This is a genomic window from Pigmentiphaga sp. CHJ604 (genome assembly GCF_036972535.1).
GTDB classification, from domain to species: Bacteria; Pseudomonadota; Gammaproteobacteria; order Burkholderiales; family Burkholderiaceae_B; genus Pigmentiphaga; species Pigmentiphaga daeguensis.
The window spans coordinates 2,790,210-2,816,880 of record NZ_CP136998.1; the positions used below are offsets into that span (position 1 = coordinate 2,790,210).

28 protein-coding genes are annotated in these 26,671 nt (G+C 68.0%); 9 read left to right on the forward strand and 19 right to left on the reverse strand.

What is annotated here, in order from left to right:
- Positions 1–14 precede the first annotated feature (14 nt).
- Genes R4823_RS13440 through R4823_RS13460 form a run of 5 tightly spaced genes read right to left on the reverse strand, consistent with a single transcriptional unit; the run spans position 15 to position 5,331 of the window.
- Positions 15–1,214 carry a Gfo/Idh/MocA family oxidoreductase gene (locus tag R4823_RS13440; protein WP_087780177.1) on the reverse strand — a complete coding sequence of 400 codons (1,200 nt, stop codon included), beginning with the start codon at positions 1,212–1,214 and terminating at the stop codon, positions 15–17.
- 3 nt (positions 1,215–1,217) lie between these two features.
- Positions 1,218–2,474, reverse strand: a complete 1,257-nt coding sequence (locus R4823_RS13445) for an aromatic ring-hydroxylating dioxygenase subunit alpha (RefSeq protein ID WP_087780176.1) — start codon at positions 2,472–2,474, stop codon at positions 1,218–1,220.
- A 14-nt stretch (positions 2,475–2,488) separates the two neighbouring features.
- On the reverse strand, positions 2,489–3,316 hold the full coding sequence (locus tag R4823_RS13450) for an alpha/beta hydrolase (RefSeq protein WP_087780175.1): 828 nt from the start codon (positions 3,314–3,316) through the stop codon (positions 2,489–2,491).
- An 11-nt stretch (positions 3,317–3,327) separates the two neighbouring features.
- Complete coding sequence (locus R4823_RS13455) at positions 3,328–4,395, reverse strand: extradiol ring-cleavage dioxygenase (RefSeq protein ID WP_087780174.1); 1,068 nt, start codon at positions 4,393–4,395, stop codon at positions 3,328–3,330.
- 24 nt (positions 4,396–4,419) lie between these two features.
- Positions 4,420–5,331, reverse strand: coding sequence for an ABC transporter substrate-binding protein (locus R4823_RS13460; protein ID WP_338618980.1), 912 nt, complete (start codon positions 5,329–5,331; stop codon positions 4,420–4,422).
- A gap of 294 nt (positions 5,332–5,625) precedes the next feature.
- Between R4823_RS13460 and R4823_RS13465 the strand changes: the two genes are divergently transcribed.
- The 3 genes from R4823_RS13465 (at position 5,626) to R4823_RS13475 (ending at position 9,401) form a co-directional block, all read left to right on the forward strand.
- A complete protein-coding gene (locus R4823_RS13465) occupies positions 5,626–6,615 on the forward strand; it encodes a tripartite tricarboxylate transporter substrate binding protein (protein ID WP_087780173.1) in 990 nt (329 codons plus the stop codon).
- A gap of 213 nt (positions 6,616–6,828) precedes the next feature.
- On the forward strand, positions 6,829–8,271 hold the full coding sequence (locus tag R4823_RS13470; protein WP_338618983.1) for an MFS transporter: 1,443 nt from the start codon (positions 6,829–6,831) through the stop codon (positions 8,269–8,271).
- An 86-nt stretch (positions 8,272–8,357) separates the two neighbouring features.
- Positions 8,358–9,401: a tellurite resistance/C4-dicarboxylate transporter family protein gene (locus R4823_RS13475; RefSeq protein ID WP_338618984.1), complete on the forward strand. Its 1,044-nt coding sequence runs from the start codon at positions 8,358–8,360 to the stop codon at positions 9,399–9,401.
- Positions 9,402–9,407: 6 nt separating this feature from the next.
- On the opposite strand, the gene R4823_RS13480 is transcribed toward R4823_RS13475, so the two are convergent.
- Positions 9,408–9,971, reverse strand: a complete 564-nt coding sequence (locus R4823_RS13480; protein WP_338618985.1) for a FecR domain-containing protein — start codon at positions 9,969–9,971, stop codon at positions 9,408–9,410.
- A gap of 256 nt (positions 9,972–10,227) precedes the next feature.
- On the opposite strand from R4823_RS13480, the gene R4823_RS13485 reads away from it, so the two are divergent.
- The 3 genes from R4823_RS13485 (at position 10,228) to R4823_RS13495 (ending at position 12,060) form a co-directional block, all read left to right on the forward strand.
- Positions 10,228–11,064, forward strand: a complete 837-nt coding sequence (locus tag R4823_RS13485) for a universal stress protein (protein WP_338618986.1) — start codon at positions 10,228–10,230, stop codon at positions 11,062–11,064.
- Positions 11,065–11,141: 77 nt separating this feature from the next.
- Positions 11,142–11,543, forward strand: a complete 402-nt coding sequence (locus R4823_RS13490) for a carboxypeptidase-like regulatory domain-containing protein (protein WP_338618988.1) — start codon at positions 11,142–11,144, stop codon at positions 11,541–11,543.
- Between the two features lie 37 nt (positions 11,544–11,580).
- Positions 11,581–12,060 carry a universal stress protein gene (locus tag R4823_RS13495; protein ID WP_338618990.1) on the forward strand — a complete coding sequence of 160 codons (480 nt, stop codon included), beginning with the start codon at positions 11,581–11,583 and terminating at the stop codon, positions 12,058–12,060.
- 4 nt (positions 12,061–12,064) lie between these two features.
- Here R4823_RS13495 and R4823_RS13500 read toward each other — a convergent pair whose 3' ends face one another.
- From R4823_RS13500 to R4823_RS13530, 7 genes are all read right to left on the reverse strand, one after another.
- Positions 12,065–14,035 (reverse strand): alkaline phosphatase PhoX, encoded by a 1,971-nt coding sequence (locus tag R4823_RS13500; RefSeq protein WP_338618992.1) that lies wholly within the window; start codon positions 14,033–14,035, stop codon positions 12,065–12,067.
- Between the two features lie 158 nt (positions 14,036–14,193).
- On the reverse strand, positions 14,194–14,688 hold the full coding sequence (locus tag R4823_RS13505; protein ID WP_087840155.1) for a TPM domain-containing protein: 495 nt from the start codon (positions 14,686–14,688) through the stop codon (positions 14,194–14,196).
- Between the two features lie 2 nt (positions 14,689–14,690).
- Entirely contained in the window at positions 14,691–15,602 is a 912-nt protein-coding gene (locus tag R4823_RS13510; protein WP_132978853.1) for a TPM domain-containing protein, read from the reverse strand.
- Complete coding sequence (locus R4823_RS13515) at positions 15,599–16,180, reverse strand: LemA family protein (RefSeq protein WP_338619171.1); 582 nt, start codon at positions 16,178–16,180, stop codon at positions 15,599–15,601. Before R4823_RS13515 ends, R4823_RS13510 begins: the two co-directional genes overlap by 4 nt.
- A gap of 79 nt (positions 16,181–16,259) precedes the next feature.
- On the reverse strand, positions 16,260–16,592 hold the full coding sequence (locus R4823_RS13520; protein ID WP_338618995.1) for an anti-virulence regulator CigR family protein: 333 nt from the start codon (positions 16,590–16,592) through the stop codon (positions 16,260–16,262).
- A gap of 337 nt (positions 16,593–16,929) precedes the next feature.
- Entirely contained in the window at positions 16,930–17,736 is an 807-nt protein-coding gene (locus R4823_RS13525) for an ABC transporter permease (RefSeq protein ID WP_087840153.1), read from the reverse strand.
- Positions 17,733–18,347 carry an ATP-binding cassette domain-containing protein gene (locus R4823_RS13530; protein WP_338618998.1) on the reverse strand — a complete coding sequence of 205 codons (615 nt, stop codon included), beginning with the start codon at positions 18,345–18,347 and terminating at the stop codon, positions 17,733–17,735. The genes R4823_RS13525 and R4823_RS13530 overlap by 4 nt, the downstream gene beginning before the upstream one ends.
- Before the next feature lie 159 nt (positions 18,348–18,506).
- On the opposite strand from R4823_RS13530, the gene R4823_RS13535 reads away from it, so the two are divergent.
- Entirely contained in the window at positions 18,507–19,472 is a 966-nt protein-coding gene (locus tag R4823_RS13535; protein WP_087840151.1) for a tripartite tricarboxylate transporter substrate binding protein, read from the forward strand.
- 89 nt (positions 19,473–19,561) lie between these two features.
- Here R4823_RS13535 and R4823_RS13540 read toward each other — a convergent pair whose 3' ends face one another.
- Genes R4823_RS13540 through R4823_RS13565 form a run of 6 tightly spaced genes read right to left on the reverse strand, consistent with a single transcriptional unit; the run spans position 19,562 to position 24,489 of the window.
- A complete protein-coding gene (locus tag R4823_RS13540; protein ID WP_087840150.1) occupies positions 19,562–20,554 on the reverse strand; it encodes a tripartite tricarboxylate transporter substrate binding protein in 993 nt (330 codons plus the stop codon).
- Positions 20,555–20,592: 38 nt separating this feature from the next.
- A complete protein-coding gene (locus R4823_RS13545) occupies positions 20,593–20,955 on the reverse strand; it encodes a cupin domain-containing protein (RefSeq protein ID WP_087840149.1) in 363 nt (120 codons plus the stop codon).
- Positions 20,952–21,962, reverse strand: coding sequence for a zinc-binding alcohol dehydrogenase family protein (locus R4823_RS13550; protein WP_338619001.1), 1,011 nt, complete (start codon positions 21,960–21,962; stop codon positions 20,952–20,954). Before R4823_RS13550 ends, R4823_RS13545 begins: the two co-directional genes overlap by 4 nt.
- 29 nt (positions 21,963–21,991) lie before the next feature.
- Entirely contained in the window at positions 21,992–22,873 is an 882-nt protein-coding gene (locus R4823_RS13555; RefSeq protein ID WP_338619004.1) for a 3-keto-5-aminohexanoate cleavage protein, read from the reverse strand.
- Positions 22,870–23,637, reverse strand: a complete 768-nt coding sequence (locus R4823_RS13560) for an SDR family oxidoreductase (RefSeq protein WP_338619006.1) — start codon at positions 23,635–23,637, stop codon at positions 22,870–22,872. Before R4823_RS13560 ends, R4823_RS13555 begins: the two co-directional genes overlap by 4 nt.
- 30 nt (positions 23,638–23,667) lie before the next feature.
- Complete coding sequence (locus R4823_RS13565; protein ID WP_243724345.1) at positions 23,668–24,489, reverse strand: dioxygenase; 822 nt, start codon at positions 24,487–24,489, stop codon at positions 23,668–23,670.
- A 127-nt stretch (positions 24,490–24,616) separates the two neighbouring features.
- Between R4823_RS13565 and R4823_RS13570 the strand changes: the two genes are divergently transcribed.
- Both R4823_RS13570 and asd read left to right on the forward strand, forming a co-directional pair.
- On the forward strand, positions 24,617–25,663 hold the full coding sequence (locus R4823_RS13570; protein ID WP_338619008.1) for a LacI family DNA-binding transcriptional regulator: 1,047 nt from the start codon (positions 24,617–24,619) through the stop codon (positions 25,661–25,663).
- A 47-nt stretch (positions 25,664–25,710) separates the two neighbouring features.
- Positions 25,711–26,571, forward strand: a complete 861-nt coding sequence (gene asd, locus R4823_RS13575; RefSeq protein ID WP_087840145.1) for an archaetidylserine decarboxylase — start codon at positions 25,711–25,713, stop codon at positions 26,569–26,571.
- Positions 26,572–26,671 lie beyond the last annotated feature (100 nt).

Consider the following 26,671-nt stretch of genomic DNA (forward strand, 5'->3'; position numbering starts at 1 on the left):
TGGGTTCTGCCTGGTCATGGAGAGAACGAGCGGAAATGCTCCATTACCAGCGAGGGAGGAAGCACGGGCACGGCCGGCTCCGGCGCATCGCGCGGCAGGATCACTTCGGCGCTGCGCAGCGAGGATTCGACCATGGCATCACAAAATGCCAGATTGGCCTTACCCCATTGCGGCCCATGCACAGGCGGGCGGCCGTCGATCGCCGCGAGCAGTTCGTCGAGCACGGCATGCCGGCCCAGCGGCAGGCCTGCCACCGGTAGAGTCAGGCACGCATCGTCGCCATAGACGCGCACCCCTTCGGGGTCGATGCGCAAGTCGGCGCCCTCGCAGCTGGCGATCAGGATGCCGAAGAACGCGGGATGGCGGCCGGGAGTCAGGCGCGCCATTTGCGCCGCCAGCCCGGCGCGGTGCTTGTCATCGGCTCCATACAATGAGCGTCTGGCGAGCGCATAGCCGGCGGGCGCCGGACTGCCGTTCTCCCCTATTCCGAAGCTCAGTTCGGTGGCTGGAAAATGGTCGTAGCCGCTGTAGAACAGCGACACCGCCACATTGTCCGGAAACGTCGCGAACGCGGTATAGCTGCCGTCGCCAGGGCGGCGGCGGTCCCAGTCTCCGATCACGGCCCGGATGGATGCCGGGCTGTCGCCCGCCAGGTAGCGCACCATGTCGGCGTGGTGCACGCCCTGGCGGAACACGACGCCGCCGCCGGCCGCACGGTCGAACTCCTCCGGCAGCCGGCCGCGGTACATCCAATCGGTGTAGTTCCAGGCATTGATGGCCTTGAGTGCGCCGTAGCGGCCCGACACGATGGCGGCCCGCATCAATTGGATCGCAGGCTCGAAACTATGGGAATGGCCGACCACCAGTTGGCGGCCGTAGCGCCGCGCGGCGGCGATCATCGCATCGGCCTCGTCCGGCGTCAGGCACATCGGTTTTTCCACGATGACATGCAGGCCGGCGCGCATCGCTTGTATCGCGTGCTCCGCATGCCAGCGGGTAGGCGTCGCGATGAAGACGGCATCGATGCCGCTCTCGAACAGCTCTTGCGCGTGCCGGTAGCGGGCCGCGCGCAGGCCGTCCGGCAGGGCCGCCTGGGGGCGTATGTCGCAGACCGCCGCCAGGCGCGCATGCGGGTGGCTGGCCAGATATGGCAACATGGCGAGCCCGCCCGGCCCGAGCCCCAGGACGCCGACGTCGAGTGCAGCGGCGGTCATGGCTCAGGCCTCGGCCGCCGGCGGCGCGGCGCTGCTCTCGGCTTGCGAGAACAGGGCTTGCACTTCGTGCCGGATCGGCGAATAACGCACCGCCTGGTGGGCGAACAATTCGTCGCGAAAGCGTGCGCCCGAGCCGTACTTGTTCTGCTCCATCGGCAGCGTGATACACGCATTGGCGGATTCGTCGCGCACCGTGCCCAGCGGATCGAGGCCCTGCTCGACTCGCGCCAACTGCTCTTGCAGCATGCGGCGCAGCAGCACCACACCCACGTCCGACGCGCCCAGGGTTTCCTGGCTGCGGTCGGCAATGGTGCCCTGCCCGGCCCAGGCCGCGATGTCCTGGCCATCGACGAAATCCACATTGCGATTGCCGGCGGCATCGAACAGCGGCACCTCGTACTTGGGAATCGTGGCCTGGCGCGCGAACGGGATGCCGGGCCGGTAGGCGGTGTACCAGATGTGCCAGGTGTGGGTGTCATCGATCGGCACTCTTATCTGGAATTGATCCATGCCGCCTCCCCCCACCCGCAGGATGATCGGAAAGACCAGCGGGTGCCCCACTTTCCAGTCCTCGTCCTCTTCGGACTGCCCTTCCAGCACGCGGCGCTTGATGATGCCGTACTCGAAGCGGTCGAAACCCACCTTCAGATGGCGTTTGGCCAGCACCTGCACCGGCTCGGCGCCCTTCGCCTCAAGCGCGTTGTGGACGTTCATGAAGCGGCCGTGCAGCCATTCCACATGATGCGGATCGACCGAATTCTCCATGGCCTGCAGCCAGTTGAAATCCAGTACGCATTCGCCGATGTCGCGCAGCGCGTCGTCCCAGACGAACAGATCGAAGCGCGGCAGCAGCGGCGCCGGCTGCGGCCCCATGTAGGCCCATACCAACCCGCCCAGTTCCTGGGCCGGATAACTCTTGATCTGCACGCGCGAATTCAAGCGGGGTTCGGCAGGCTGCTCCACGCAGCGGCCGTCGACCGCGAACATCCAGCCGTGGTAGCCGCAGCGTATGCCTTCGTCCTCGCACACGCCCACCAGTAGATCCGCGCGCCGGTGCTTGCACTGGCGGTCCACGATGCCCACCTTGCCCTGCCCGGTGCGGAACACGATCAGGTCCTCGCCGAGCAGGCGCCGCGCCACCGGACGCGCGCCGACGTCGGCCGCGACCGCGATCGGCAGCCAGTACCGGCGCAACAGATTTCCCATGGGCGTACCCGGGCCGACCCGGGTCAGGCGTTCGTTCTCTTCCGTCGTCAACATGTCGATTCTCCTCGTCAGGTATTCGATTGCAAAAAGGCCGAGACCTGCTGGCGGAATGCCTGCCCGCGTTCCATCTGGGTCCAATGGCCGCATCGTCCCAACACGACCAGGTCGGCGTTGGGCATGGTTCGCACCATGTGCAGGCTCGTCGCTTCGAGCGGGATGATCCGGTCCTGGGCGCCATGGATCAGCAGCGTCGGCGTGTGGATCTGCGCCAACTGCGCGTCGGTGAGCGCCATCGCATCGACGTGGCGCTGGCGCGGCGCGGCAAACGCCGCGTGGTAGCGCTCCAGCACGCCCGGCACCAGGCTGGCCTCGTAGCGCAGGCGGATCAGGTCGTCGCTGACCAGGCCGCGGTCGAATGCGAACATGTCCATCAACTGGCGCATTTCATCGATGCTGGCTTGATAGCCCCATACCCGGTCCAGGGTATCGGTGATCGGAAACCGCGTCCCCACCGGTCCCATCAGCACCATGCGCCGGATCCGCTGCGGCGCCTTGGCCGCCAGGCCCAGCGCGACCGCCCCGCCCATCGAATTGCCCACCATCGAGAAGCGCTCCAGGTCGAGCGCGCTCATGAACCGCAGCATATGGTCGACCCGCGCCTCGTGGGTGTAGCAAAAGCTATCGGCAACGGTGGTGGCGCCGAATCCGACCACATCGGGAGCGATGATGCGAAAGTCGTTCGCCAGTTCCGATGCGAGCGTCGATTGCCAGTTGGCGCGCGCCGATACGCCGGGCCCCGAACCGTGGATGAGCAGCAGAGGCGGCCCGTCGCCCGTCTCCAGATAGTTGGTGACGTAGCCGTCGTGGCGGATATGCCGTTCCTGAATCGTGTGCATGGATGCCTCCGTCAAACCGGTCCGTACTGCACGAACACCTTGTTGGAATTGAACACGTCGGTACGTATCATTTCCGCCCATTGCACCTGCATGTCCAACTCGCGCATCGCGCCCAGCAGCGCGAACCAGTTCAGCAGTTCGTGCTGGCCGCTGGCTTCTATCTGCGCCAGGCTGGTGTTCTCCCAGGCGGCGTAGTCGTGTTCGAGCATCGCCCGGTACAAGCGCGTATCGGCGGGCGTGTCGGGTTTCAGCCGCCAGGTCCTGTCGCACAGGAAGGCGTGCGACCAGCTCGACGAGGCGACCAGGGCAATGCGGTGCGGACTGTCCCTGAGCACCCGCGCGACCGCAGCACCCATCTGCATGAAGCGCCACGGCGGCGGCGAAGGCGGATCCGGCGGCGCGTCGTGGCTGAAGCGCGTCAGGAAGCCGCGCGCCGAGACCACCCGCCTGCCGTAGCAATTGAGCGGCATCATGATCACGGGGTGATCGAAGCCGCGCCGGTGGTAGTCCAGGTACAGCGCGGCGTTGACGAACGCATGGCCGGCGCTCGCATGGTGCAGCGGCTTGTAGGCGTAGGCGACGTCGATGCCCGCCTCCAGCAGCCCGGTCGCTAGATGCTTGGCCACATCGGGCCGGCCGCGCAGCATGAAACGCTGGTCGGGGCCCTCGTTCCAGACGTTCCTGCGCCCTTCCATCGCCGCCGACTCGTGGGCGTGGCGCCATGGAAACACCTCGAGGTCCGGATAGATGCAGACCGTCCACGGCGGAATCAGGTCTTCCTTGAAGTTCTCGTACTGATCGTCGCCCCAGATCAGCACGGCATCGGGTTGGAAGTCGTCGAGCACGGCGCGGGCCCGGTCGAAATTGCGCACCAGGTGCCGCCGGTGCTCCGCCGCCGCGGCCGCGCCGCGGTCGTTCGACCATTCGCCGCGCATGGCGGGGGTCCAGTTCGCCGGATCCTTCTCGTGCGCGGGAATGTCGGGATCCTCCATCGTCCAGGCCAGTATGTCGGCCATGTTGGCGTCGGGCACGCACAGCATCGGGTAGTGGGAAAGTCCCAATCCAAGTATCTCAGCCATGGATACGTCTCCTGAAAGCGGTACCTAGACCTTGGCCGAGGTCAAAGTGGTGGGGAAGAACAGATCTTCCGGGGCGAGCGGCTTGCTGGTGAACCCCTGCTGGTGCGCATAGCGGCACAGCGCTTCCAGCGTGGGCCGGTTCTCTTCCACGCCATAGACGAAGGGATCGCCGAAGCGGGCGCGCTCTTCCTCCGCATAGCTCGCTTCCCAGATCAGGCTGGTGCTGCAAACCGCGCTGTCGATCAGTTGGCCGGCGGCCGGACGGCGCGCGGCCTCGAACGCGGCGCGCAGGTTGTTGGCCAGCCACGGATATTCCTGCAGCAGCGATTTGCGCACGATGACCACGTGCATGATGGGGAAGATGCCGGTGGATTCGTAATAGCGGCCTTCTTCCTGGCGGTAGTCGGGGAACAGCCGGCGGATGCCGGGATGCCCCTCGATGAACGCGGCCGGCGGCCGCGCGGTGATGAGGGCGTCGATCTGCCCGTCCAGCAGGGCCTGCTGCAAGGTCTGACCGGGTTCGAGAGCCTGTACCGCTATGCCCTGGGGCGGTTGCACACGCGACTTCTCCTGCCGGCCGGCATGTTGCAGGCCGCCTGTACGCCAACGTATGCTAGCCAGGTCCACACCGTAGTATTCCGAGAGTATGCCGCGTGCCCACAAAGAACCGGTCTGGCTCCACTCGGGCGTTCCCACCGATGTTCCCGCCAATCGAGCGGCCGTATCGATGCCGCTGCCGGCTCGTACGTAGATCGCGCTATGGCGGAACACCCGCGACGGAAAGACCGGAATCGCCGTGTACGCCCAGGCCGGATCCTCCACCGAAGCCAGATAGGCACCGAACGAGTACTCGGCGGCATCGAACTCGTGGTACTTCCCCTGGCGCCAGAACAAGTCCTCGATCGGCAGCGGCAGATAGCTAAGATCGATGCCCACGGGCCTGACCTCACCCGTATGGAGCGCTGTCGTGCGGTCGTAGAGGCCACCCCCGTAAGTAATGGGCACATCGCGATTCATATTCGTCTCCTGTATTCGACGGCACACACGTCCGTTCAAGCGTTGGACCGCGTCGGCCCGGTCGCACCGGTCACGCGGTTTTCCAATAATATAGTAAAAATTATGAATAATTCAATTATTGACTTATATGCGCAGCCGGAATACGCTCGCTTCGCGGCTTGAGCCGCGTCCGTTCCTATCAATCGAGGCAGCCATAGCCTTGGAGGAGACCCCATGAAACTCGTCAAAACGCTTGTCCACGCGGCTGCCTGGGCCGCCTGCTGGGTGGGTTCAACCGTCCCGGCCATCGCGGCCGAACCCGCATGGCCCAACAATCCCGTCAAGATCGTCGTGCCCTATCCGCCTGGCACCAGTGGCGATCTGATTGCCCGACGCCTGGCGCCCGCCATGAGTCAGACCCTGGGTACGCCTGTGATCGTGGAAAACAGAGGCGGGGCCAGCGGCAACATCGCAATGGCGGCAGTCGCCCATGCGTCGCCCGATGGCTACACGCTGATCATTGGAAGCGACATCCAGTTTTCGGTCGCGCCATCGCTCTACACGAAGCTGCCATTCGATGTGGAGAAGGACTTCGAGGCTATCGGCCCGGCCGCGAAACTGGAGTTGGCGCTGATGGCCTACCCCGGATTGCCGGCGAACAATCTGCGCGAGTTGGTCGAATTGGCCAAATCCAAACCGGGGCAAGTACGCTTTGCATCCACCGGCATCGGCAGTACCCATCAATTGTTCATCGAATTGTTGAAGATGCGCGCAGGTATCGATCTGCTGCACGTGCCCTACACAGGCACCGGGCCCGCCACGCCCAACCTCATCAGCGGAGAAGTCCAGGTCATGCTGTTCGGCATCCCCCAGGCGCTGACGCTGTCGAGCAGCGGACGGCTCAAACCTTTGGCAGTGGGCGCGCTGACGCGGGTGCCGCTGATGCCCGATGTGCCAACCATTTCGGAATCGGGTTTTCCAGATTTCGAAGCGAGCAACATCTGGGGGCTGTGGGCGCCGGCCCGGACCCCGCCGCGGGTGGTTGCCAAACTGCGTGCGGCGGTGGATCAGGCCATCAATGATCCCGAGGTGCACAGTTGGTACCAAGCCAACGGACTCACCCCCATCCAGGGTGGCGTGGGGGCCATGCTGGAGCGGGTGCGGGCCGATCGCGCCAAGTGGGCCGCGGTCATCAAGCAGAACAACATCCAGGCCGCTGAGTAGCGGTCGCCGGAGCCGGACGGTGCCGGCCGCGCCATCCGGCGCCCGGCGCGGCACGATGCCGGTGTACCCTTGGAGGATGTTGTCGGCGTCCTTGCCTTCCAGGCGGTCGAGCGTCGCGCTGTATGGGAAGGTGTCAGGATTCCGGACGCTCGAGGAATGTCGCTTGCTGAGGCATGGAGCGTACGCGATGACGATGGAAAGGCTGGAGCCGCCATGATGCAGACCGACCTGCCGAATCGCCTCGACAGGCTGCCCTGGTCGCCCTGGCACACGCGCGTGGCCGTCGCGCTGGGCGTCGCATGGATCCTGGATGGGCTGGAGGTCACGCTCGTCGGCAGCGTGGGCGGCGTCCTGGAACGGGGCGACACACTGGCCCTGAGCGCCGCGCAGATCGGCTGGTCCGGTTCTCTCTACATCGCCGGCGCCGTGCTGGGCGCCCTGGGGTTCGGCAGGATGACCGACCGGCTCGGACGGCGGCGGCTGTTCCTGATCACCCTGGCCATCTACATGGCCGGCAGCCTGGCCACGGCCTTCGCGCCCGGCTTCGCCTTTTTCGCCGCCTGCCGCTTCGCGACGGGCCTGGGCATAGGCGGCGAATATGCCGCCATCAACTCCGCGATCGACGAATTGATTCCCGCCCGTCTGCGCGGCCGGGTCAACCTGGCCATCAACGGCAGTTTCTGGCTGGGCGCGGCCTTGGGAGCGGGGCTGAGCCTGGTGCTGCTCGACGCTCGCGTGCTCGGTCCCGTCTGGGGCTGGCGGGCGGCCTTCCTGGCCGGCGGCGCGCTGGCTGCCGCCATTCTGCTGGTCCGGCGCCACGTCCCCGAGAGTCCCCGCTGGCTGGCCGCGCACGGCCGCCTGGACGAGGCCGAAGGCATCGTCCGCGCGATCGAGGCCGAGGCGGTCCGGCGCCATGGCGCCCTGCCCGCGGTCCAGGGTTCGTCGCCCGTGGCGGGACGCGCGCCCTCGCTGTTCCAGGTCGCGCGCATCCTGCTGCGCGACTACCGCACACGCAGCGCCGTCGCGCTCGCGCTGATGGTGTCCCAGGCATTCTTCTACAACGCCATCTTCTTCACCTATTCGCTGGTGCTGACGCGCTTCCACGGCGTCGCCGACGGCCGCGTCGGTCTCTATGTCTTTCCGTTCGCGCTCGCCAACGTGCTGGGCCCCCTGCTGCTGGGCCCGCTGTTCGACCTCATCGGCCGCCGGCGCATGATCGCGTTCACCTATGTCTCGGCGGGACTGGGGCTGGCGCTGACGGGCTGGGCCTTCGCGCAGGGCTGGCTGGACGCGCGCAGCCAGGCCTGGTGCTGGTCGGCGGTATTCTTCCTGGCGTCGGCGGCGGCCAGTTCGGCCTACCTGACCGTGAGCGAGATCTTCCCGCTGGAGATGCGGGCGATGGCGATCGCCGTGTTCTACGCGGTGGGAACGGGACTGGGGGGCTTCGTCGGCCCTGCCCTGTTCGGCGAACTGATCGGCACCGGCAGCCACGCCGCGGTCGCCTCCGGCTACGCCGTGGCGGCGGTCCTGATGGCGGCCGCCGGCCTGGGCGCGCTGCGCCACGGCGTCGATGCCGAGCGCAAGCCGCTGGAAGCGATCGCCCCGCCCTTGCCGGCCCGGCGCGGCGGCGCCGGGCCCGGCGGACGGCCGCGCTAGCCGCGGTACACTGCCGGCTCCCTATAGTTGCCACCGGCCAGGCCGCGCGGCGGGCGCACGTCCGCGCGCGGCCTGTCGTCAGAACAATGATTCTTCGTTTCGAGCACGGCGCGCGCGACAGCCTGCGCACGATGCACCCTGGTTATTTCGCCATGGTCATGGCGACCAGCGCCTTGTCGGTCGCCGCCTATTGTCACGACGTTCCCATCCTGCCGGCGGCGTTGCTGGTCCTGAACACCGTGGTCGTCCTCGTGCTGGCGGCCGCCTATGTCTGCCGGGCATGCGTGTATAGCGAGGACTTCCGGCTCGACATCTTCAACCATAGCCGCGGCATGGGTTTCTTCACGCTGGTGGCCGGCCTGGCCACCTACGGTACGCAGATCTGCCTGCAGACCGATGCGCGCTGGCTGGGCGTGGGGCTGCTGGGCCTGTCCGCCGTGCTGTGGCTGGTGATCAACTACGGTGTCCTGGCGGCCCTGACCACGCGGGCCGACAAACCCACGCTGGAACACGGGCTGAACGGCGCGTGGCTGCTGGTCGTGGTGGCCATGCAGTCGTTGGTGGTGCTGGCGACGATGCTGATGGCGCACGGGGCCTTCCCCCAAGCCCGGCACGAACTGGCGTTCCTGGCGCTGGCCATGTGGCTGGCCGGCGGCGTGCTGTACGTCTGGATCATGGCCCTGATCGTGCTGCGCTATGCCTTCACGCGCATGGAGCCCGAGGCATTCACCTCGCCGTACTGGATCAACATGGGCGCGGTCGCCATTTCCACGCTGGCGGGCGCCGAACTGGTGAAACATGCCTCGCTGTCCGCGCTGCTGGCCGAGATGCTGCCCTTCCTGAAGGGCGGCGTGGTGCTGTTCTGGGCCATCGCCAGTTGGTGGATCCCCCTGCTGCTGGTGCTCGGCTTCTGGCGCCACGTCATGAAAGACATCGCCCTGTCCTACGACACCCTGCATTGGGGCGGCGTGTTTCCGCTGGCCATGTATTCGATCTGTACCTTCCACGTCGCCCGGATCTTCCAGTTGCCTTTCGCATCGGCTGTCTCGCAACTGTTCATGGGCCTGGCCACCGTCGCCTGGGCCACGGTATTCATCGGTTTGGTGGACAGTTTCGTGCTGCGCGACTAGAACCGTTCAGCATGCCCCCTTGCGGCACAGCCGATGGGAACGGGTCGCCATGTCCACGATCAGGACGTCTCCCGGCTGCAGCGCGACGAATTCCCGCGGACCGGCCGTCACGGTACGGACCTTGAGCGCCCCTTCGTCGAGTTCCACCCGCAGCCGCTGCGGCATCGCCGCCACCCGGAAGACGGCGTCGGGTTGCTCGATGCGCGAACCGTCCATCACCACCTCGTTCACGCCCCACTGCACGCCGAAGGACGCCCGGTACTGCCAGTGCACGCGAAAGGCTGCTTCGCCCTGTGCCAGGACCACCTGGCGCCTGCGGGGATAGTAAGCGACCGACAGGGACGTGCCGGGCGCCGCGTCGATGCGCGAGCCGTCGGGCAGTGCGAGACTGCGGGCCTCGCTCTCGGTGCGCAGTCGTTCGCCGAACCGGGGCGCGCTGTCGCGCATCACCCAGCTCACGGTCAGCGCCCCCGCCAGTACCAGCGCCAGCGCCAGGCAGCTCCAGGCCAGCCATCGCTTCCAGGGCGCGGGGCGGTCGGGGGAACGGGAGGGGAAGGACGCAGGCGGCATGGAAATTGCGGGAAAACCCTGAACATCAGGATTCTAACCGCTGCCGGTCCCTCGGCCTGCGGGCCCGGGCCCCGGACGGTACGTCCCCGGCCACCGACTGCCGTCCCTTCCCTCTTTCCTTTTTCCGCGTTTCGTTCCAGACTACCCATGAGCCGCCAACCGTCGCCCACGCGCGCATCGGACTTGAGCCAAATCAAAGCCCACGCATCGCGGCGGAGCTACGATTGGATTCACCTACTCAAGGCCGGAGGCGACTATGCTGGGACGTATCGCAGTTCATCTGGACAAGGACCGGGGATGCAGGCGACGCGTACGCGCCGCCGCGCAATTGGCCGCCGAGCATGATGCCGCGCTGGTCGGCATCCACGCCAGCTTCGGCCCTCCCCCCTATCTCTACCGGGGCTTCTTCGTTTCCGACGACGTCAACCGTATGCTGAGCCAGCGGCAGGCCGACGAGCGCGCCGCCAGCGAAGTCCTGTTGCGCGAGGTGGCAGGCGAAGCGGGCGTGACCGCCCATTGGCGCACGGGCGACGGCCTGGCCGAAGACATCCTGTGCGAGCAATCGCGCTATTGCGATCTTCTCATCGTCGGCCAGCCCGACGGCACCGATCCGGGGCCGCGGCAGATGCCGGCGCTGCTGGCTTCCGTCCTGCTCGGGGCCGGCCGGGCCGTCATGGCGCTGCCGGCGGTGGGCGAACTGGGCACGGTGGGCCGATGCGTCCTCTTCTGCTGGGACGAGCGCCGCGAATCGGCCCGCGCCCTGGCGGACGCCGGCCCCATCCTGGAAGAAGCCTCCGAACTGTTCGTGCTGCGCGTCGATCCGCCGGCCGAACCGGACGAGGCGGCGCAGACCAAACGCGCCGACTTTCTCGCCTATTGCGCCGGCCGCCAATATCCCATTCCGCAGGAGACCACGCGCGACAGCGCCGGCGTCGGGATCGGCAATTGCATCCTGAACGCGGCGACCGACAACGCCTGCGATCTCATCGTGATGGGCGCCTACGGCCACAGCCGCGTCCGGGAGGCCGTCCTGGGCGGCACGACGCGGACCATGCTGGAGTCGATGACCGTGCCGGTCCTGTTTTCCCATTGAACGGCGGGCCCTCAATGGGGCCCTGCTCGTTCAAGGCGCGGCGGTTTTGCGCCGACCGATGAGCAAGGAGTAGCACCATGAGGAAGAATCTGCAATGGACCGCCCCGCTGGCGTTCGCGCTGGCGGCAGCATGGCCCCTGGCCGGGCAGGCGATCGACCGGGGCGAACAGAACGGCGTCGCCTATGCGACCGGCGGCGTGGGCCAGGACGAATCGAGCGCCATGCGCGGCATGGCCAAGGATTACAGCCTGCGCATGCTGGCCGCGGCCAAGAGCGGCGAATACGTCGCCGACGTGCGCGTGACCATCCGGGACAGCGGTGGCGCGGAGGTCCTGTCGGTGACCACGCAAGGCCCCTACCTGCTGGCCAGGCTGGCGCCCGGCGCCTATCGGATCGACGCCGAGTACGGGTCGGCGAAACAGAGCCGGCAGGTCCGCATTCCCGCGTCCGGCCGGGCCGACGTCTCGTTCTATTTCTGACCGGATCGCGTCGGCCGGACCTTCAAGGAGCATCTTCATGTACCAGCACATACTCGTTCCCGTCGATGGCAGCCCCACCTCCCAGCTCGGCCTGGACGAGGCCCTGCGCCTCGCCGCGCTGACCAAGGGGCGGCTGCGTCTCATCCACGTGATCGACGAATTGTCCCTGGCCGGGTCCATGGGGGCGTACGCCGCCTATTCCGACTGGCTCGAAGTGCTGCGCACCAACGGCGAGGAACTTCTCGATCGGGCCCAGGCTCAGGCCAAGGCCGCTGGCGTGGAGGCCGATACGGTGCTGCACGACAACTTCGCCGGACCGGTGCACGAGCTGGTCATCCAGGAGGCGCGCAAGTGGCCCGCGCACCTGATCGTGATCGGCACCCACGGCCGGCGCGGCCTTCCGCGCATGGTGCTGGGCAGCAGCGCCGAGAAGATCCTGCGCGAGGCGCCGGTTCCCGTGCTGCTGGTCCGCCAGCCCGAGGCCGGCGGCGAGGCCGGCCCGGGCGCGCCGGCCTGAGTCGTCAGCCCTCGAGCTTGATGCCGGTGGGATCGGCGGTCAGGTAGCCCACCGCGGCGCCGAAGCGGTCCTTGTAGTTGGCGCGGATCAGCGGATCCAGCGCGTCCTTGACCTTGTCGTGCAGCGAGCTCCAGTCACCGGCGTGCTGGAAGTTGCTCATGATGTAGGTCCAGCCGTTGATCTCGTCCACGGCGTGCAGGCCGGTCGACTCGCCGCCCGCGGGTACCGACAGCAGCCGCGACAGCGACTTGGTGTCGACGTTGTAGGCCCACAGGAAGTTGTTCACGTGCGAGCCGCTGTCCTCGCCGATGAACAGCGTGCGCAGTTTTTCCGAGAACTTGAGGTTGTCCGGGTTGGCCACCAGTTCCGGGTTGGCCTTGTTGCCCAAGGCGTCGGCCGCGATATCCTCGCCCACCAGCAGCATCCTGGTGTGCGCCGGCATCCATTCGCTGTTGATGGCCGCGCCGGTCTGGTCTTTCTGGCCGCCGGCCAGGGTATGGGCCAGCACGCCGCCGGCGATCAGCGCCTTGTCCAGCGCGATGCCGCTTTGCTCGTTCCAGCCCTTGGCATTGCCCTTGACCATGGAGTCCTGGATGTTCTGCAGGGCCGAGTAGGCCACCTTGTCCTTGATGTTGACCGTGGTGCCCTCCATCTTGGTGAAGCCCATGCTGCCGCCCATCAGATAGGCGTAGCGGTGTGTCTCCAGGAAGGCGGCGGCCTTCTCCATGCCAGGCTTGACCTTGACCCAGTTTGCCGCGCCGTTCGAGAAGATCTTCGTATAGGTCGCGTCCGAGGGATCGGACTTGAGCACCGTCATGATGTCCTCGGGATCGAGCGTGTTGGCCATCTGCTCGATCTCCGCGCTGGTGGCGTGGCCCAGCTTGATCCAGGTCAGGTTGGCGCCGGGCGCGGCCGGGTCGACCGAGAAACCGGGCCCCAGCTTGGCGACATACAGCGTGCCCGCCGACAGGTCCTTCTCCTTGTCCGCCACGAACACGAACAGGCCGCTGTTGGTGGCGTCGTCGCCCATCAGCACCGTGCGGTTGTCGGGCATCACCTGGATCAGCTCGTGCGAGATCCGCCCCATGCAATAGTGCTTCTTGATCGAACCCGTGCCGTCCGGATTCACCGTGACTTCGGGAATGTGGCCATAGTGGTAGGGGCGGGCCTTGGTCTCGTCGCCGTACAGGTTCTTGCTGAAGGCCTTGAACTGGGCGTTGGTCGAAACGAAAGGAGCATCCGGTTCGTACTCCTCGCTGGACAGGTGGGTGTTCCAGGGCGACAGGCTCGCGCCACAAGTGATCCACAGGCCATGCGCCGCCGAGGTGTCGACGTTGTGGTACTTGACCAGGCTCAGCTTGCCGGTGGCCTGGTCCTGGTCCAGGGTCAGGACGGCGATGGGCGACGGCAGCGTGCCGTAGGTATCGGCGCCGCTCTGGTCGCGCGTCGTGTACTCGAACTGCACCACGGCGAACACGGCCTTGCCCTTGATGCCCGGGACGTTGGCGTTGGACAGCGCGAGCAGCGAGGTGCCGTCCGGCGAGTCCGAGAAGATCTGGCGTTCCTTGCCTGCCACCGACTTGTCGATGATCGGCTTGTTGTTGATGTCGACGTAGCCGCCGGCCAGGATCTTGCCGCCCTTGCCGTCCGATACCATGTCGCCGGTGATGAAGAACGGCTGGTACGCCAGCTTGTAGGCGTGGGAACTGCCGTCGCTCAGCTTCACCGTCAGGGTGGAGTTCACGGTGGTCGTGGCCATCGCCGCCGGATTGGACAGCGACGGCGCGGGGGTGGAGGTGAACGAGGCCGACACGAAATCCGCGGACGGCTGGGGCGTGGGCGTGATGGGATCGTCGTCCCCGCCACAGGCGGCCAGCAGGGACGCGGTGACCGTCCCGAGAGGCAGCATGGCGGGCGCGCCGGCCAGGAACTTGAGCGCCTGGCGGCGCGAGTTGTTGAGTAACGTATCGGACATTGTTCTGGTTTCCAAGGAGGGGTGCGTTGCAACGTCGAATCGACGGCGGCATCCCGGTTCCGGAAACCAGGGAATCATGCCTCCCGATTCGCGTCTGGGCGAATGCTAGGAGGCATGGGTGACACTTTCATGAAAGGGACGCGGCCGTCCCCTGAGCGCTACATGATCCGCGGACGATCGGGCAGCGTGTTGGCGCGGGACGCGCCGGGGTAGTGCCGGGCCAGCGAGGCGCCCAGCGCGGTGATGCCCTCGATCACGCCCTGCTCGTAGCGGCCCTGGGCGAACGCCTCCTGGATGCCGCGGCAGACGGCTTCCCAGGTCCCGGCGGTTTCGCAGGCGTGGATGCCCCGGTCGCAGACGATCTCGACCGCATGGTCGGCCATCAGCACGTACAGCAGGATGCCGTTGTTGTCGGGCGTGTCCCATACGCCTTGCAGCGCGAAGACTTCCAGCGCCCGTTCCCGCGGCGACTGCTGCTGCCACAGCGGGCCCATGTCCAGCGCGGCCTCGACCACGAAACGGATCTGGCCGTCATGGCGCGACTCGACCTCGCGGATGGTTCGCTCGATGCGGTCCAGCGACCGGGCCGGGAAAGCCCGGTGCGCCGCGCGGCGGGTCGTCACCAGATGCTTGAGGAATCGTTTGATCGCCATGCCTACCACCGTCCCGAAGCGCCGCCGCCACCGAAGCCGCCGCCCCCACCACCACCGAAGCCGCCCCCGCCGAATCCTCCGCCGCCAAAGCCCCCTCCTCCGCGGCCCCCGCGATGGCTGCCGCCGTAGCCGCCCGGCAGGCCGGCGAAGCCGCCACCCACCAGGGTGAAGAAGAACGCCAGCACGGCGCCCAGGATCGCGATGGCCACCGCGCCGGACAGCAGCCAGGCCGCGCCGCCCACGACACCGCCGGTCACGAGCGCGCCCGGCAGCCTGCCCAGGGCACGCCGCAGCATGCCGCCCGCCACCAGCGCGACGATCAGCAATACGGGGGCGATGCCTTCCAGGTCACCGCCTTCCCGGGCGGCGCGCTGGGGCGGCGGCGGCAGCGGTTCGCCGTCGATGAGCCGCATGATGCGGTCGGCTCCCTGGGAGATGCCACCGTAGTAATCGCCCTCGCGGAATCGCGGCGTGACGATCTCGTTCAGGATGCGGTTCGCCGTGGCATCGTTCAGCACCCCCTCCAGTCCGTAGCCCACTTCGATCCGCATGCGCCGGTCGTCCTTGGCCACCAGGAACAGCACGCCGTCGTCCACGTTCTTGCGGCCGGGCTTCCAGGCCTCGGCCACCCGCAGCGAATACTGCTCGATGCTCTCTGGCACGGTGCTGGGGACGATCAGGATCGCGACCTGGCTGCCCTTGCGCTCCTGGAACGCCCGCAATTGCTGTTCCAGTCCGGAGCGCTGCTCGGCGGTCAGCGTCGAGGTCAGGTCGGTGACCAGCCCGCCGAACGGCGGAATCGCCACCAGGCCATCGCTGGCGGCCTGGGCCGGCGCGGCAGCCAGCCACAGCACGGCAAGCCCGGCAGCCAGCCATGCCGACGCCCGGCGTCCCCAGGCCCGCCATGCGCTCATCGGGCGCCCGCGGGCTTGTTGCCGCCGAAGTCGACGGTGGGCGGCGTGGAAATGGCGCTTTCGTTGGCCACCGAGAAATTGGCCTTCACCGGATAGCCGAAAGCCTTCGCGGTCAGGTTGCTCGGGAACGAGCGCACGATCACGTTGTAGTCCTGGACCGACTTGATGTAGCGATTGCGGGCCACGGTGATCCGGTTTTCGGTGCCTTCGAGCTGTGCCTGCAGGTCGCGGAAGTTCTCATTCGCCTTCAGGTCCGGGTAGCGCTCCACCACCACCATCAGGCGCGACAGCGCGCTGGTCAGCTGCTGCTGGGCGGCATCGAACTTGGCGAAGGCCTCGGGATCGTTGACCAGCTCGGGCGTCGCGTTGATGCCGGTGGCCTGGGCGCGGGCGTTGACCACGGCGGTCAGCGTATCCTGCTCGTGGCTGGCATAGCCCTTGACCGTGTTGACCAGGTTGGGGATGAGGTCCGCGCGCCGCTGGTACTGGTTCAGGACCTCGGACCAGTTGGCCTTGACCTGTTCGTCCGCGCGTTGCAGGTCGTTGTAGCCGCAGCCGGACAGCGTGGCCGCCAGCATGACGAAAAAGGCAGTGATCAGGCTTCGCACCTTGTTCTCCTTGGAAATGCGTGCTTGGAATGGATGCTTCGCAGTCCGGTCAACGGAATACGTCGGCGAGCACGTCGGCCACGACCAGGGTGGCCAGCGACACCAGGATCAGGTCCGTGCCCGCCACACGCCACTCGTAGCCGGGATAGACCGGCAACCTCGACAGCATGCCGGACGGCACGGCCTTCTTGGCGATGCCCGGTGGCAGCGGCTTGCCCCGGGCCAGGTTCTTGCGTATGCCCGGGGGCAAGGGGCCATAGCCCACCGCCTGGTAGTCGGAGGCATAGTTCCTGGCCAGCGATACCGTGATGCCCGCGCGGACCAGGTCGTCGCCGCCATCGGCGCGCTTGCCCTGCTTGGGGCCGCCGCCCTTGCCCGACACCTTGTCGCCCTGCCCTTGCCCGACACCTTGTCGCCCTGCCCTTGCCCGTGGCCCTTGCTTCCCTGCCCCTTGCCGCCCCCGTGTCCGCCTCCGGCGTGGGCATTGCCATTGCCTTTGCCGCCGGGCGGATCGGCCCATGCGGGCGTCATGCCCAGCGAACCTGCCAGCAGCAGGACAAGGGAAATTTCGCGTCGCGGTTTGAGCATCATTTTCAATCGGCTCCTCGAGCACAGGTGTGCAACGAGCCAAGCATAGCGCAAGGCCGCGGCAGGCGGCCCCGACAAGGTATCCAGTTGCAGCGGCCGGTTGCAACGGCATCGGCCGCGCGGCTGCAGCCTCAGCCGCCGTGCCGCGAGACCAGCCGCTCCAGCCTCAGGCGGTCGCGTGCGTCGGTCAGCCGCCACACCGCCAGGTAGACCGAACCGGCCGACGCCGCGAAGCCGCCGCCGGCCAGCAGGAACATCAGCAGGATCTGGTACTTGGCCGATTCGATGGGGTCCATGCCGGCCAGGATCTGGCCGGTCATGATGCCGGGCATGGTGATGACGCCCGCCGCCGCCATCTGGTTCATCACCGGCAGCACCCCCGCCCGCACCGCGCCCCGGATGATGTTCCGGAACGCGGTGTAGCGGTCGGCGCCCAGGGCCAGCCGGGCCTCGATGGCCGCGCGTTCGCGCGAGACCGAGGTGAACACGCCGTTCAAGGCCAGGCTGGCGCTGTTCATGGCCGTGCCCAGGACGATGCCGGCCAGCGGGATTGCGTGGCGCGGGTCGTACCAGGGGTCGGGACGCAGCGCCGTCGCCAGCGCCAGCAGCGCGATGCCCAGCGTGGCGACGCCCACCGGCACGCCGCCCACCCCATAGCGCCATGCTCCCTGGAAGCGCCGCTCCTGCCTGGAGCCGACTTCGTGGCAGGCCGCGGCGATCATCAGCGCAACGACCGCGCCGGTCACCCAGGGCGAGGTCAACGCGAACACCTGCCGCAGGAACAGGCCCACCAGGACCAGTTGCACGACCATGCGTGCCGCCGCCACCAGCAGCGGACGCTGGATCCCCAGCGCCAGCCGCAGCGACAGCGCGGCGCTGGCCAGCACCAGCACGGCCGCCATGGCCAGTTCCATCGGCGTCAGTGAAATGGGGCTCATGGCGTTTCGTCCTCCAATCCGCCGGGGGTCATGCGCAACCGCCGGGTGGCGATGCGCACGGCCTGGGCCGCGTCATGCGTGACCACCAGCAGCCCGGTGCCCTGCTCGCGCAGCCGCGCCAACAGGGCCTCGACCTGGGCGGTGGCTTCGGGATCCAGGGCCGAGGTCGGTTCGTCCAGCAACAGGAAACGCGGGTGCTGCGAGATGGCTCGCACCAGCGCGAGCCGCTGGCGCTGTCCGGTCGACAGCGTGGCCACGGGCGCCTCGAACAGTGCATCGGCCAGCCCCAGCCCGGGCAGCAGCGCCCGCGCCCGCTCCGGATACGCCATGTGATCGGCCACGATGTCCGCCCACCATCCGGCGTCGGCGGCGACATAGGTAACCTGGCGCCTGAAGGCCGGGGCCGGCATGCGGTCGCGGTCCACGCCGTCCAGCTCGACGCGGCCCCGGGCCGGTTCAAGGTCGGCGATCATGCGCAACAGCAGGCTCTTGCCCACGCCGGACGGGCCGGACAAGGCCACGCACTCCCCGCCTTCGATACCCAGGTCGAAAGGGCCGGCGAGACGGCCGTGCAGGCCATTCACGATCAGGGAGGAACAGGTGTCGGTCAAGGTCGTATTCGCCAGGGGGCGGATGCTCGGACGGAGCGACAGTCTAGCGCGAAGCCCGCGTGGCACGGGGCTTTCCGGCTCATGCACGTATAATGGATAGTTGCTCGCGGCAACGATAAGACCACAAAGCCCATTTACCATTTCAAGGTTGTTTCATCTATGTATCGCGCACTCGCCGCCGCCCTCGTGCTGGGCACCCTGGCCGTCGCTCCCGCTCATGCCGGACCCTACCCCGACCGCCCCGTCCGCATCATCAATCCGTTCCCTCCCGGCACGAACACCGACACGGTCGCGCGCCTGCTCGCCCAGAAGCTGCAACAGAACTGGGGCCAGGCCACCATCGTCGAGAACAAGACCGGCGCGGGCGGCGCGATCGGCGCGAACTTCGTCGCCAAATCGCCGGCCGACGGCTACACCCTGCTGCTGACGTCCTCGTCCACGCACCTGGTCGCCCCCGTGCTGCGCAAGGACGTGCCCTACGACGCGAACAAGGACTTCACGCCCATCATGACGGTGACCGTGTCGCCGCACGTGGTGGTCGCCACCCGTTCGCTGCCGGTCAAGGACTTCAAGGACTTCGTGGCCTACGTGAAGTCGCACCCGGGCACCACCTTCGCGTCCTCGGGCAACGGCACCGGCTACCACCTGGCGGGTGAACTGTTCGCCCACGGCGTCGGCGCCAACATGCTGCACATTCCCTATCGCGGCGCGGCTCCGGCCATGAACGACCTGATGGGCGGACAGGTCCAGTCCATGTTCGACTCCCCGGGCAGCGTCGCGCCCAACGCCAAGAGCGGCCGCGTCCACGCGCTGGCCGTCATGGGACCCAAGCGCTGGCCCACCCTGCCGGACGTCCCCACCACGGTGGAGCTGGGCTATCCCCAGCTGCAGTTCTCCACCTGGCTGGGCCTGTACGCGCCGGCGAACACCCCGCCCGACGTGATCGCCAAGATCACCAACATCCTGACCACCGAACTGTCCAAGCCCGGCATGAGCGAACAGTTCGACCAGATGGGCTCGCAGTTGAACATGATCGTCGGCAAGGACTTCGCCAAGTTCATGCTGGACGGCCAGGCTTCGCTGAAGAAATTGGCCGAAGAGGCCAAGCTGCCGATGCTGGACTGATCGCTTCCCCCCCGAAACGGGAGCGGCCTCGCTTTCGAAAGAAGCGAGGCCGTTTTTCCTTGGGGACGACCGGCGGGAGCGACGCTCGCCTACTCGATCTTGATGCCTGCGGCTTTCACCAGCTGCGACGCGGACTTCGTCTCGTCGGCCAGGTACTTCTCGAAGGCCTTCTGGTCCATGGGCATGGGGGCGGCGCCCAGGTTGGCGAAGCGGGTCTTGATGTCGGGCATCTCCAGCACCTTCAGCACGCCGGCGTGGATCTTGTCGACCACGGGCTGGGGCGTCTTGGCCGGCGCGAACAGGCCCACCCAGAACGTGTAGGCCGCGGCCGGCAGGCCCGAGTCGGTCATGGAGGGCACGTCGGGCAGCGCGGCCGAACGCGCGGCGGTACCGACGGCCAGCGCCTGCAGCTTGCCGTCCTTGATCATGGGCAGGGCCGATACCAGGGGCGCGAAGAACCAGGTCGTACGGCCGGCGATGGTCTCGGTGATGGCCTCGGGCGTCCCGCGGAACGGCACGTGCACGGCATCGATGCCGGCGGCCACCCGGAACTGTTCCGCGTTCATGTGCGTGGCCGAGCCGTTGCCGGCGGAGGCATAGAACAGCTTGCCGGGATCGGCCTTGGCCTTGGCGACCAGGTCGCCCAGGTTCTTGTACCCTGCAGAGGGCGAGACCACCAGCACGTTGGGCAGGCTGGCCAGCGGCGTGATGCCCTCGAAGTCCTTGAGCGTGTCGTACGGCAGGTTCGGGTAAATGGACGGATTGACGAGGTGGCCCGAACTGTGGATCAGCAGCGTGTAGCCATCGGCGGGCGCCTTGGCCACCTGCGCGGCGCCCAGCGTGCCGCCCGCGCCCGGCTTGTTCTCGACCACGATCTGTGCGCCCAGGATGGGGCCCAGCTTGTCGGCGATCGAACGCGCCACCACGTCGGTGCCGCTGCCGGCGGTGAACGGGACGATGAAGCGGATGGGGCCGCCTTGCGGCCAGTTGCCCTGGGCCTGAGCGCTCGCGCCCGCGGCCAGCATGGTCGCGGCCGCGAGGACGCGCAGCGAGGTCCGGCGAGCGTGGGAATGTCGTTGCATGGTGTGTCTCCTCTGGTTTATCGAATGGAACGGCGGCCCTAGCCCGGGACGGGCGGGCTGAATGGCATGGCCAGCAGCACCGATGCCGTCCGGCCGCTGCGGTTGATCAACTGGCGTTTCTCGCCGGGCGCCAGGCGGCATGAATCCAGGCGCGCCAGCGTGGCTTCCTGCCGCACCCCGTCCAGCTCGCTCACGACGGTCAGCTCGCCTTCCAGGACCACGTAGTGCTTCTCCATGGGCGAGCCATCCAGCGAGGTGTGGCCGCCGGGTTCCAGCGTCGAGACGCCCAGCCACAGCTGTTCGGCCGGGCCGGCTTCCCTGCCCTGCAGGCGCACGCAGCGCATGTCGAAGTGGTTGGGAGCCTCGTAGACGGGAGCCTCGGGATAGCGGGTGACGTTCATGCCCGGCCTTCCCACGGCCGCAGCACGATGCGCTGGTCCGATCCGCCGATTACCGTGCGGTAGGCATCGAGCGCGTCGGTCAGTGCATAGACGGCATCGGCGCCGACGGGGAACGGCCGCAGCGTGCCGGCCTCGAACCCCGGCCGCAGCGCCCGCAGGTGCGCGGCCGCCTCGGTGCAGTCCATGGCCAGCGAATCCACGCCCACGTAGGTGTGCATGGCGCGGTAGAACGTGAAGATGTCGAACGGCACCGGGCGCTCGACCGTGGAGATGAAGATCTGCGTGGCGCGCTTGGCCATGGCCTGGTTGGCGGCCTGGAAGTACGGGCTGCCCACGGTGTTGTAGACCAGGTCCACGCCGCGGCCGTCGGTGAGCTCGCGCAGCCGCGCGGCCACGTCTTCCCGGCTGGCGTCCACGACCTCGACCGGCGCGCAGGCAAAGCCGGCGTAGGGTCCCGGCCGGCGCTGGACCGCGATGACGCGGGCTCCCGCCTGCGCCGCGAGCTGGACGGCGGCCTGCCCCACCTTGCCGTTGGCCCCCATGACGGCGACCACCTGGCCCGGCTGCGGCATGCCGCTGCGTTGGAAACCTTCGTAGGCCGTCACGAACGGCACGCCTATCGAGCCGGCGGCATCGAAGTCCAGGCCCGCGGGCATTTCCTCCAGCGCGGCAAGCGGCAGCGTGAGCCAGGCGGCATGGGAGCCGTCCCGCGTGATGCCCAGGTCGCCGCCCGAGCCCCAGACGCGGCGGCCTATCCATTCGGTGGGGCCGGCCACCACCGTGCCGGCGAAGTCGCGCCCGGGCGTGCGCGGCCAGACGGCCTGCGGCATCAGGCCCAGCGCCGCCTTCACGTCGCTGGGATTGACGGCCGCGCTGGCCACCTTGACGACGGCGTGGCCCGGATCCGGCCGGGGCATGGCCAGGGTTTCGATGGCCGGGGCCAGGTGGGCGGCGGACTCGGCCTTGGCCTGTACGCGCACGGCCGGCCCGTGTTGGGTTTCTTGCATGACGGTGGACATGATCGGTAGCGGTTCCTTCAATTCCTGATGGGCAGGCCCAGCATGTCGCGCGCCTCGCCGGCGCTCGCCACGCTTCCTCCCAGGTCCTGCACGATGCGCGCGGCACGCTCCACCAGCGCCGCGTTGCTGGGCGCCAGGACGCCCCGGGACAGGTAGATGTTGTCTTCCAGGCCCACGCGGACGTGGCCGCCCGACACGAAAGCGGCCGCCAGCATGGGGAACTCGTGGCGGCCCACCCCGAAGGCGGACCAGAAGGCGCCCGCCGGCAGCAGGCCGCGCGCATACAGCAGCGTCTCGGGCGTGGCCTCGAATCCGTACTTGACGCCGGTGACGAAGGTCCACATGCCCGGCCCGTCCAGCGTGCCGTCGGCGATCAGGTCGCGCGCGAGGTGGATGTCGCCGCTGTCGAAGATCTCCAGTTCCGGCTTGACGCCCGCCTCGCGGATGACGCCGGCCATGATGCGCACGTTGCGCGGGGTGTTGATGACCACCTCCGCGCCCGAGTTCATGGTGTTCAGGTCCAGCGAGCAGACGTCGGGCCGCAGCCGCGCGATGTGCTCGACCCTTTTCTCCGGGGGCAGCAGCGTGGTGCCGGGGCCGGCCACGCGGGGCTCGGCCTCGCTCGGCACGTAGCGGCCGCCCGGGCCGGTGGTCAGGTTGATGATGACTTCGCGGTTCTCGGCCCGGATGCGGCGGATGACCTCGTCGTACAGCGCGACGTCCATCGACGGGTGGCCGGTTTGGGGATCGCGCACGTGGATGTGGACCTGCGCCGCGCCGGCGCGGGCCGCCTCGAGCGCCGAATTGGCGATCTGCTCGGGCGTGATGGGCAGGTGCGGCGTCTGCTCCGGCTTGGTCAGGTTGCCGGTGATCGCGCAGGTGATGACGGTCGGGTTCACAGGTGGCGTCCTCCATCGACCACGATGCGGGTGCCGGTGGCAAAACGCAGCGAGGTGGCGCAGGCTTCCACGGCGGCGGCGATGTCGTCGGTGGTGCCGATGCGGCCCAGCGGCGTGGTGGCGGCCGTCTTGGCGTTGAAGTCGGCGCCCCGGCCCGGCACGAAGGTGGAGTCGACCACGCCCGGGCTGACCGACAACACGCGCACCTGCGGCGCGAGCACGCGGGCCAGGGCCTCGCCCACCACGTCCACGCTGGCCTTGGCCGCAACGTAGGCCAGGTTGCTGCCGACGCCCGTGAAGGCCGCGATCGAGGACAGCGTCACGATCAGGCCATCGCCGCTTTCCTTGAGCAGCGGCGCGAAGGCGCGGATGGTCGAGAAGACGCCCCGGAAGTTGACCTTCAGGATGTCGTCGATCAGTTCGTCGGTCAGGCCCTCCAGGTCGACCGCGGGCACGGGCTTGGTGTAGCCGGCGCTATTGACCAGGATGTGGCAGGTGCCGAAGTCGGCGCGGACGCGCTCGGCCGCCGCCTTCAGGGCCGGGCTGTCGGTAATGGAGGCCCGGACCTCGGCGTGTCCTTCCCCGGGCAGTTCGCCCACCCGGGAAGCGGCGGCGGGATCGCCGTTATGCAGCAGCACGCAACGCGCCCCGCGGGCCGCCAGGCGCCGCGCGCTGGCATGGCCGATTGCGCCGGTGCCGCCGGCTATCACGGCCACCTTGCCGTCCAGGCGGTCCTGCGGCGCGAATGTGGATGCTTGTGTCATTGGGAGTTCCTTTGGTGATGCGTGGGAAGTTCAGGGAATCGGGGGATGCGGGAAGACCATCTCGCCTTCCAGCAGCGTGAAGCAATGATCGAAGACCGCGACGTCGCCGCCCGGGCGCGATTCCACCCGGTACTGGCCGACCAGCCGGCGCGTCACGCCGAAAGTGGGATCGCTGTGCAGGAACTCCGAGTCGTCGGCGTAGACCTGGGTGATCAGGACCTTGTAGCCGGGCTTGGAGAACATGAAATGCAGGTGTGCCGGCCGGAACTCGTGGCGCGCCTGGGCGCGCAGCAGCACGCCGCCCGGCCCGTCCACCGGCACGGGATAGCCCGCCGGCCGCACCGAACGGAAGCGGAAGCGTCCGTTCTCGTCGGTCGTGAAGCGGCCGCGCAGGTTCATGTCGGGCTGGGTCTCGTCCTGGTTCTCGTACAGCCCGCTGGGCGATGCATGCCAGATGTCCACCGTGACGCCGGCCAGTGGCCGGCCCTCGCGGTCCTGGACCAGCCCGCTGCCCTCGAGCGGGATGCCGGGCGTGCCCGGCGCCGCCAGCGAGGCCCCCGGTTCCAGGCTGGGCGAATTGGCGCGCCAGAACGGACCGAGCAGCGCGGCGTCCGACTCGCCATGATGGTCGGCGTTGTTCAGCAGCGCCACCAGCGACGACACGCCCAGCAGGTCGGCCACCAGCACCGCCTCGTTCTTGGTGTCGCAGGTGGCCTGCCCGATGGCATTGAGATAGCCCAGCGCATATTCGAACTCGGCCTCGGTCAGCCGCGTTTCCAGTACGAAGGCGTGCAGATGCCGGACCAGGCTGCATAGCAGTTCCTTGACGCGCGGATCGGCGGTATTTGCCATCGATTGCAAAACAATGGGGGTAAGAGACTCTGGCGTGCTGGGCAACATTTGGCATAACCTCATGCTATCGATAGCATTCAGTTTAGCCGGATCGTTCCACTTGTCAACAAGGAGATTTCCCGCCCCCATGCGCCGGCACTTCGCTATCATCTCGCCCATGCCCAAGCGTTCCTCCGCCGCCACCCTTGCCGACATCGCCCTGCACGCCCAGGTGCACAAGACCACCGCTTCGCGCGCGCTGGACCCCGAACGACGCCACATGGTCAGCCCCGAAGTGGTCGGCCGCGTCGAGGCCGCCGCCCGCGCCCTGAACTACCGCGTCAACCGCGCGGCGTCGGCGCTGCGCACCGGGCGGTCGGGCACGGTGGGCGTGCTGTTGCCAGACATCACCAATCCCGTGTTCCCGCCCATCCTGCGCGGCATCGAACAGGCGCTGGCGGCCGAGGGCTTCTTCGTGCTGGTGGCCGATACCGGCAACGAACAGGCGCCGGACGAGGCCGCCGACCGCATGCTGGCCCAGCGCGTCGAAGGGCTCATCATCGCGACCTCCAGCCTGCACGATCCGCTGGTCGAGCGCCTGGCGCGCGACCAGGTCAAGGTCGTGCTGGTCAACCGCCGCGACGAAGACGGCAGCCTGCCCGCCGTCGTCAGCGACGACATGCTGGGCATGAAACTGGCCGTCGATCACCTCGTGTCCATCGGCCATCGCCGCATCGCCCACCTGTCCGGGCCGCTGGCGCTGTCCACTGGTTCGCTGCGGCAGGCCGGCTTCATCCAGGCCATGGCCGCGCACGGGCTGGAGCCGGCCGGCTTCGCCCAGTGCGACGCCTATTCCTGCGATGCCGGCGAGGAAGGCACGCGCGCGCTGCTGGGCACCGGAGCCGAGTTCACGGCCATCGTCGCGGCCAACGACCTGATCGCGCTGGGGGCGATCCAGGCGTTGCAGCAGCGCGGACGCACGGTGCCGCAGGACGTCTCGGTCGTGGGACATAACGACATGCCCTTGATGGACAGGGTGTCGCCTCCCCTGACCACGGTACGCATCCTGCACTACGAGATGGGGTTCCGGGCGGCCCGCTTGTTGCTGGACAGCCTGCGCGGCGTGCCGGGCACGACGTCCACGGTCGTCCTGCGGCCCGAGCTGGTCGTGCGCGGCTCCTCCGCACCGCTGTAATATCCAGGCGCAAACCCGAAACTGCCTCGCCCGCGCGAGGCCCCGACATGTCCATCAAAGACCAGCTTTTCATCTACGGCCAATATCTCGCGCCCCAGGCGCTCGTCTCCAGCCTGTTCGGACGCCTTGCGCACTGCCGCGTCGCCGGCCTGAAGAATCCCGCCATCGCCCGTTTCATCCGCCAGTACGGTGTGGACATGAGCGAGGCCCTGGAGCCCGACCCCACCGCCTACGAACACTTCAACGCCTTCTTCACCCGCGCGCTCAAGCCCGGCGCGCGTCCGCTGGATCCCGCCCCGGACGCCGTGCTGTGTCCCGCCGACGGCGCCATCAGCCAGCTGGGCCCCATCCGCGCCGGCCGCATCTTCCAGGCCAAGGGGCACGACTTCAGCGCCGACGAGCTGCTGGGCGGCGATGCGCGGCGCGCCGATCCCTACCGGGATGGCGGCTTCGCCACCATCTATCTGTCCCCCCGCGACTATCACCGGGTGCACATGCCGGTGGCCGGCACCTTGCGCGAAACGGTCTACATCCCCGGACGCCTGTTCTCGGTCAATCCGCTCACCGCCCGGACCGTGCCGCGCCTGTTCGCGCGCAACGAACGCCTGGCATGCCTGTTCGATACCGAACTCGGCCCCATGGCGGTGGTGCTGGTGGGCGCCATGATCGTGGGCGCCATGGAAACCGTCTGGGGCGGCCAGGTCGACCCGCACGGCTCGCGCATCGTGACCACGCGCTACGACGACGGCGCCGTGCGGCTGGACAAAGGCGCCGAGATGGGCCGCTTCAAGCTCGGCTCGACCGTGGTCCTGCTGTTCGGTGCCGGCCGGGTGGATTGGAACGATGCGCTGGGGCCGCTGGTCGGCGTGCGCATGGGCCAGGCGCTCGGACGCGCAGTGAATCTATAATCGACATCGTCGAGCATGCTCGACCCCCACGGCGCCCGTCCCCCCTGGCGCCGCGGATCCGGCCCCGCCGGTCCGCCAGCGCCGCCCCTAACGGGCATGC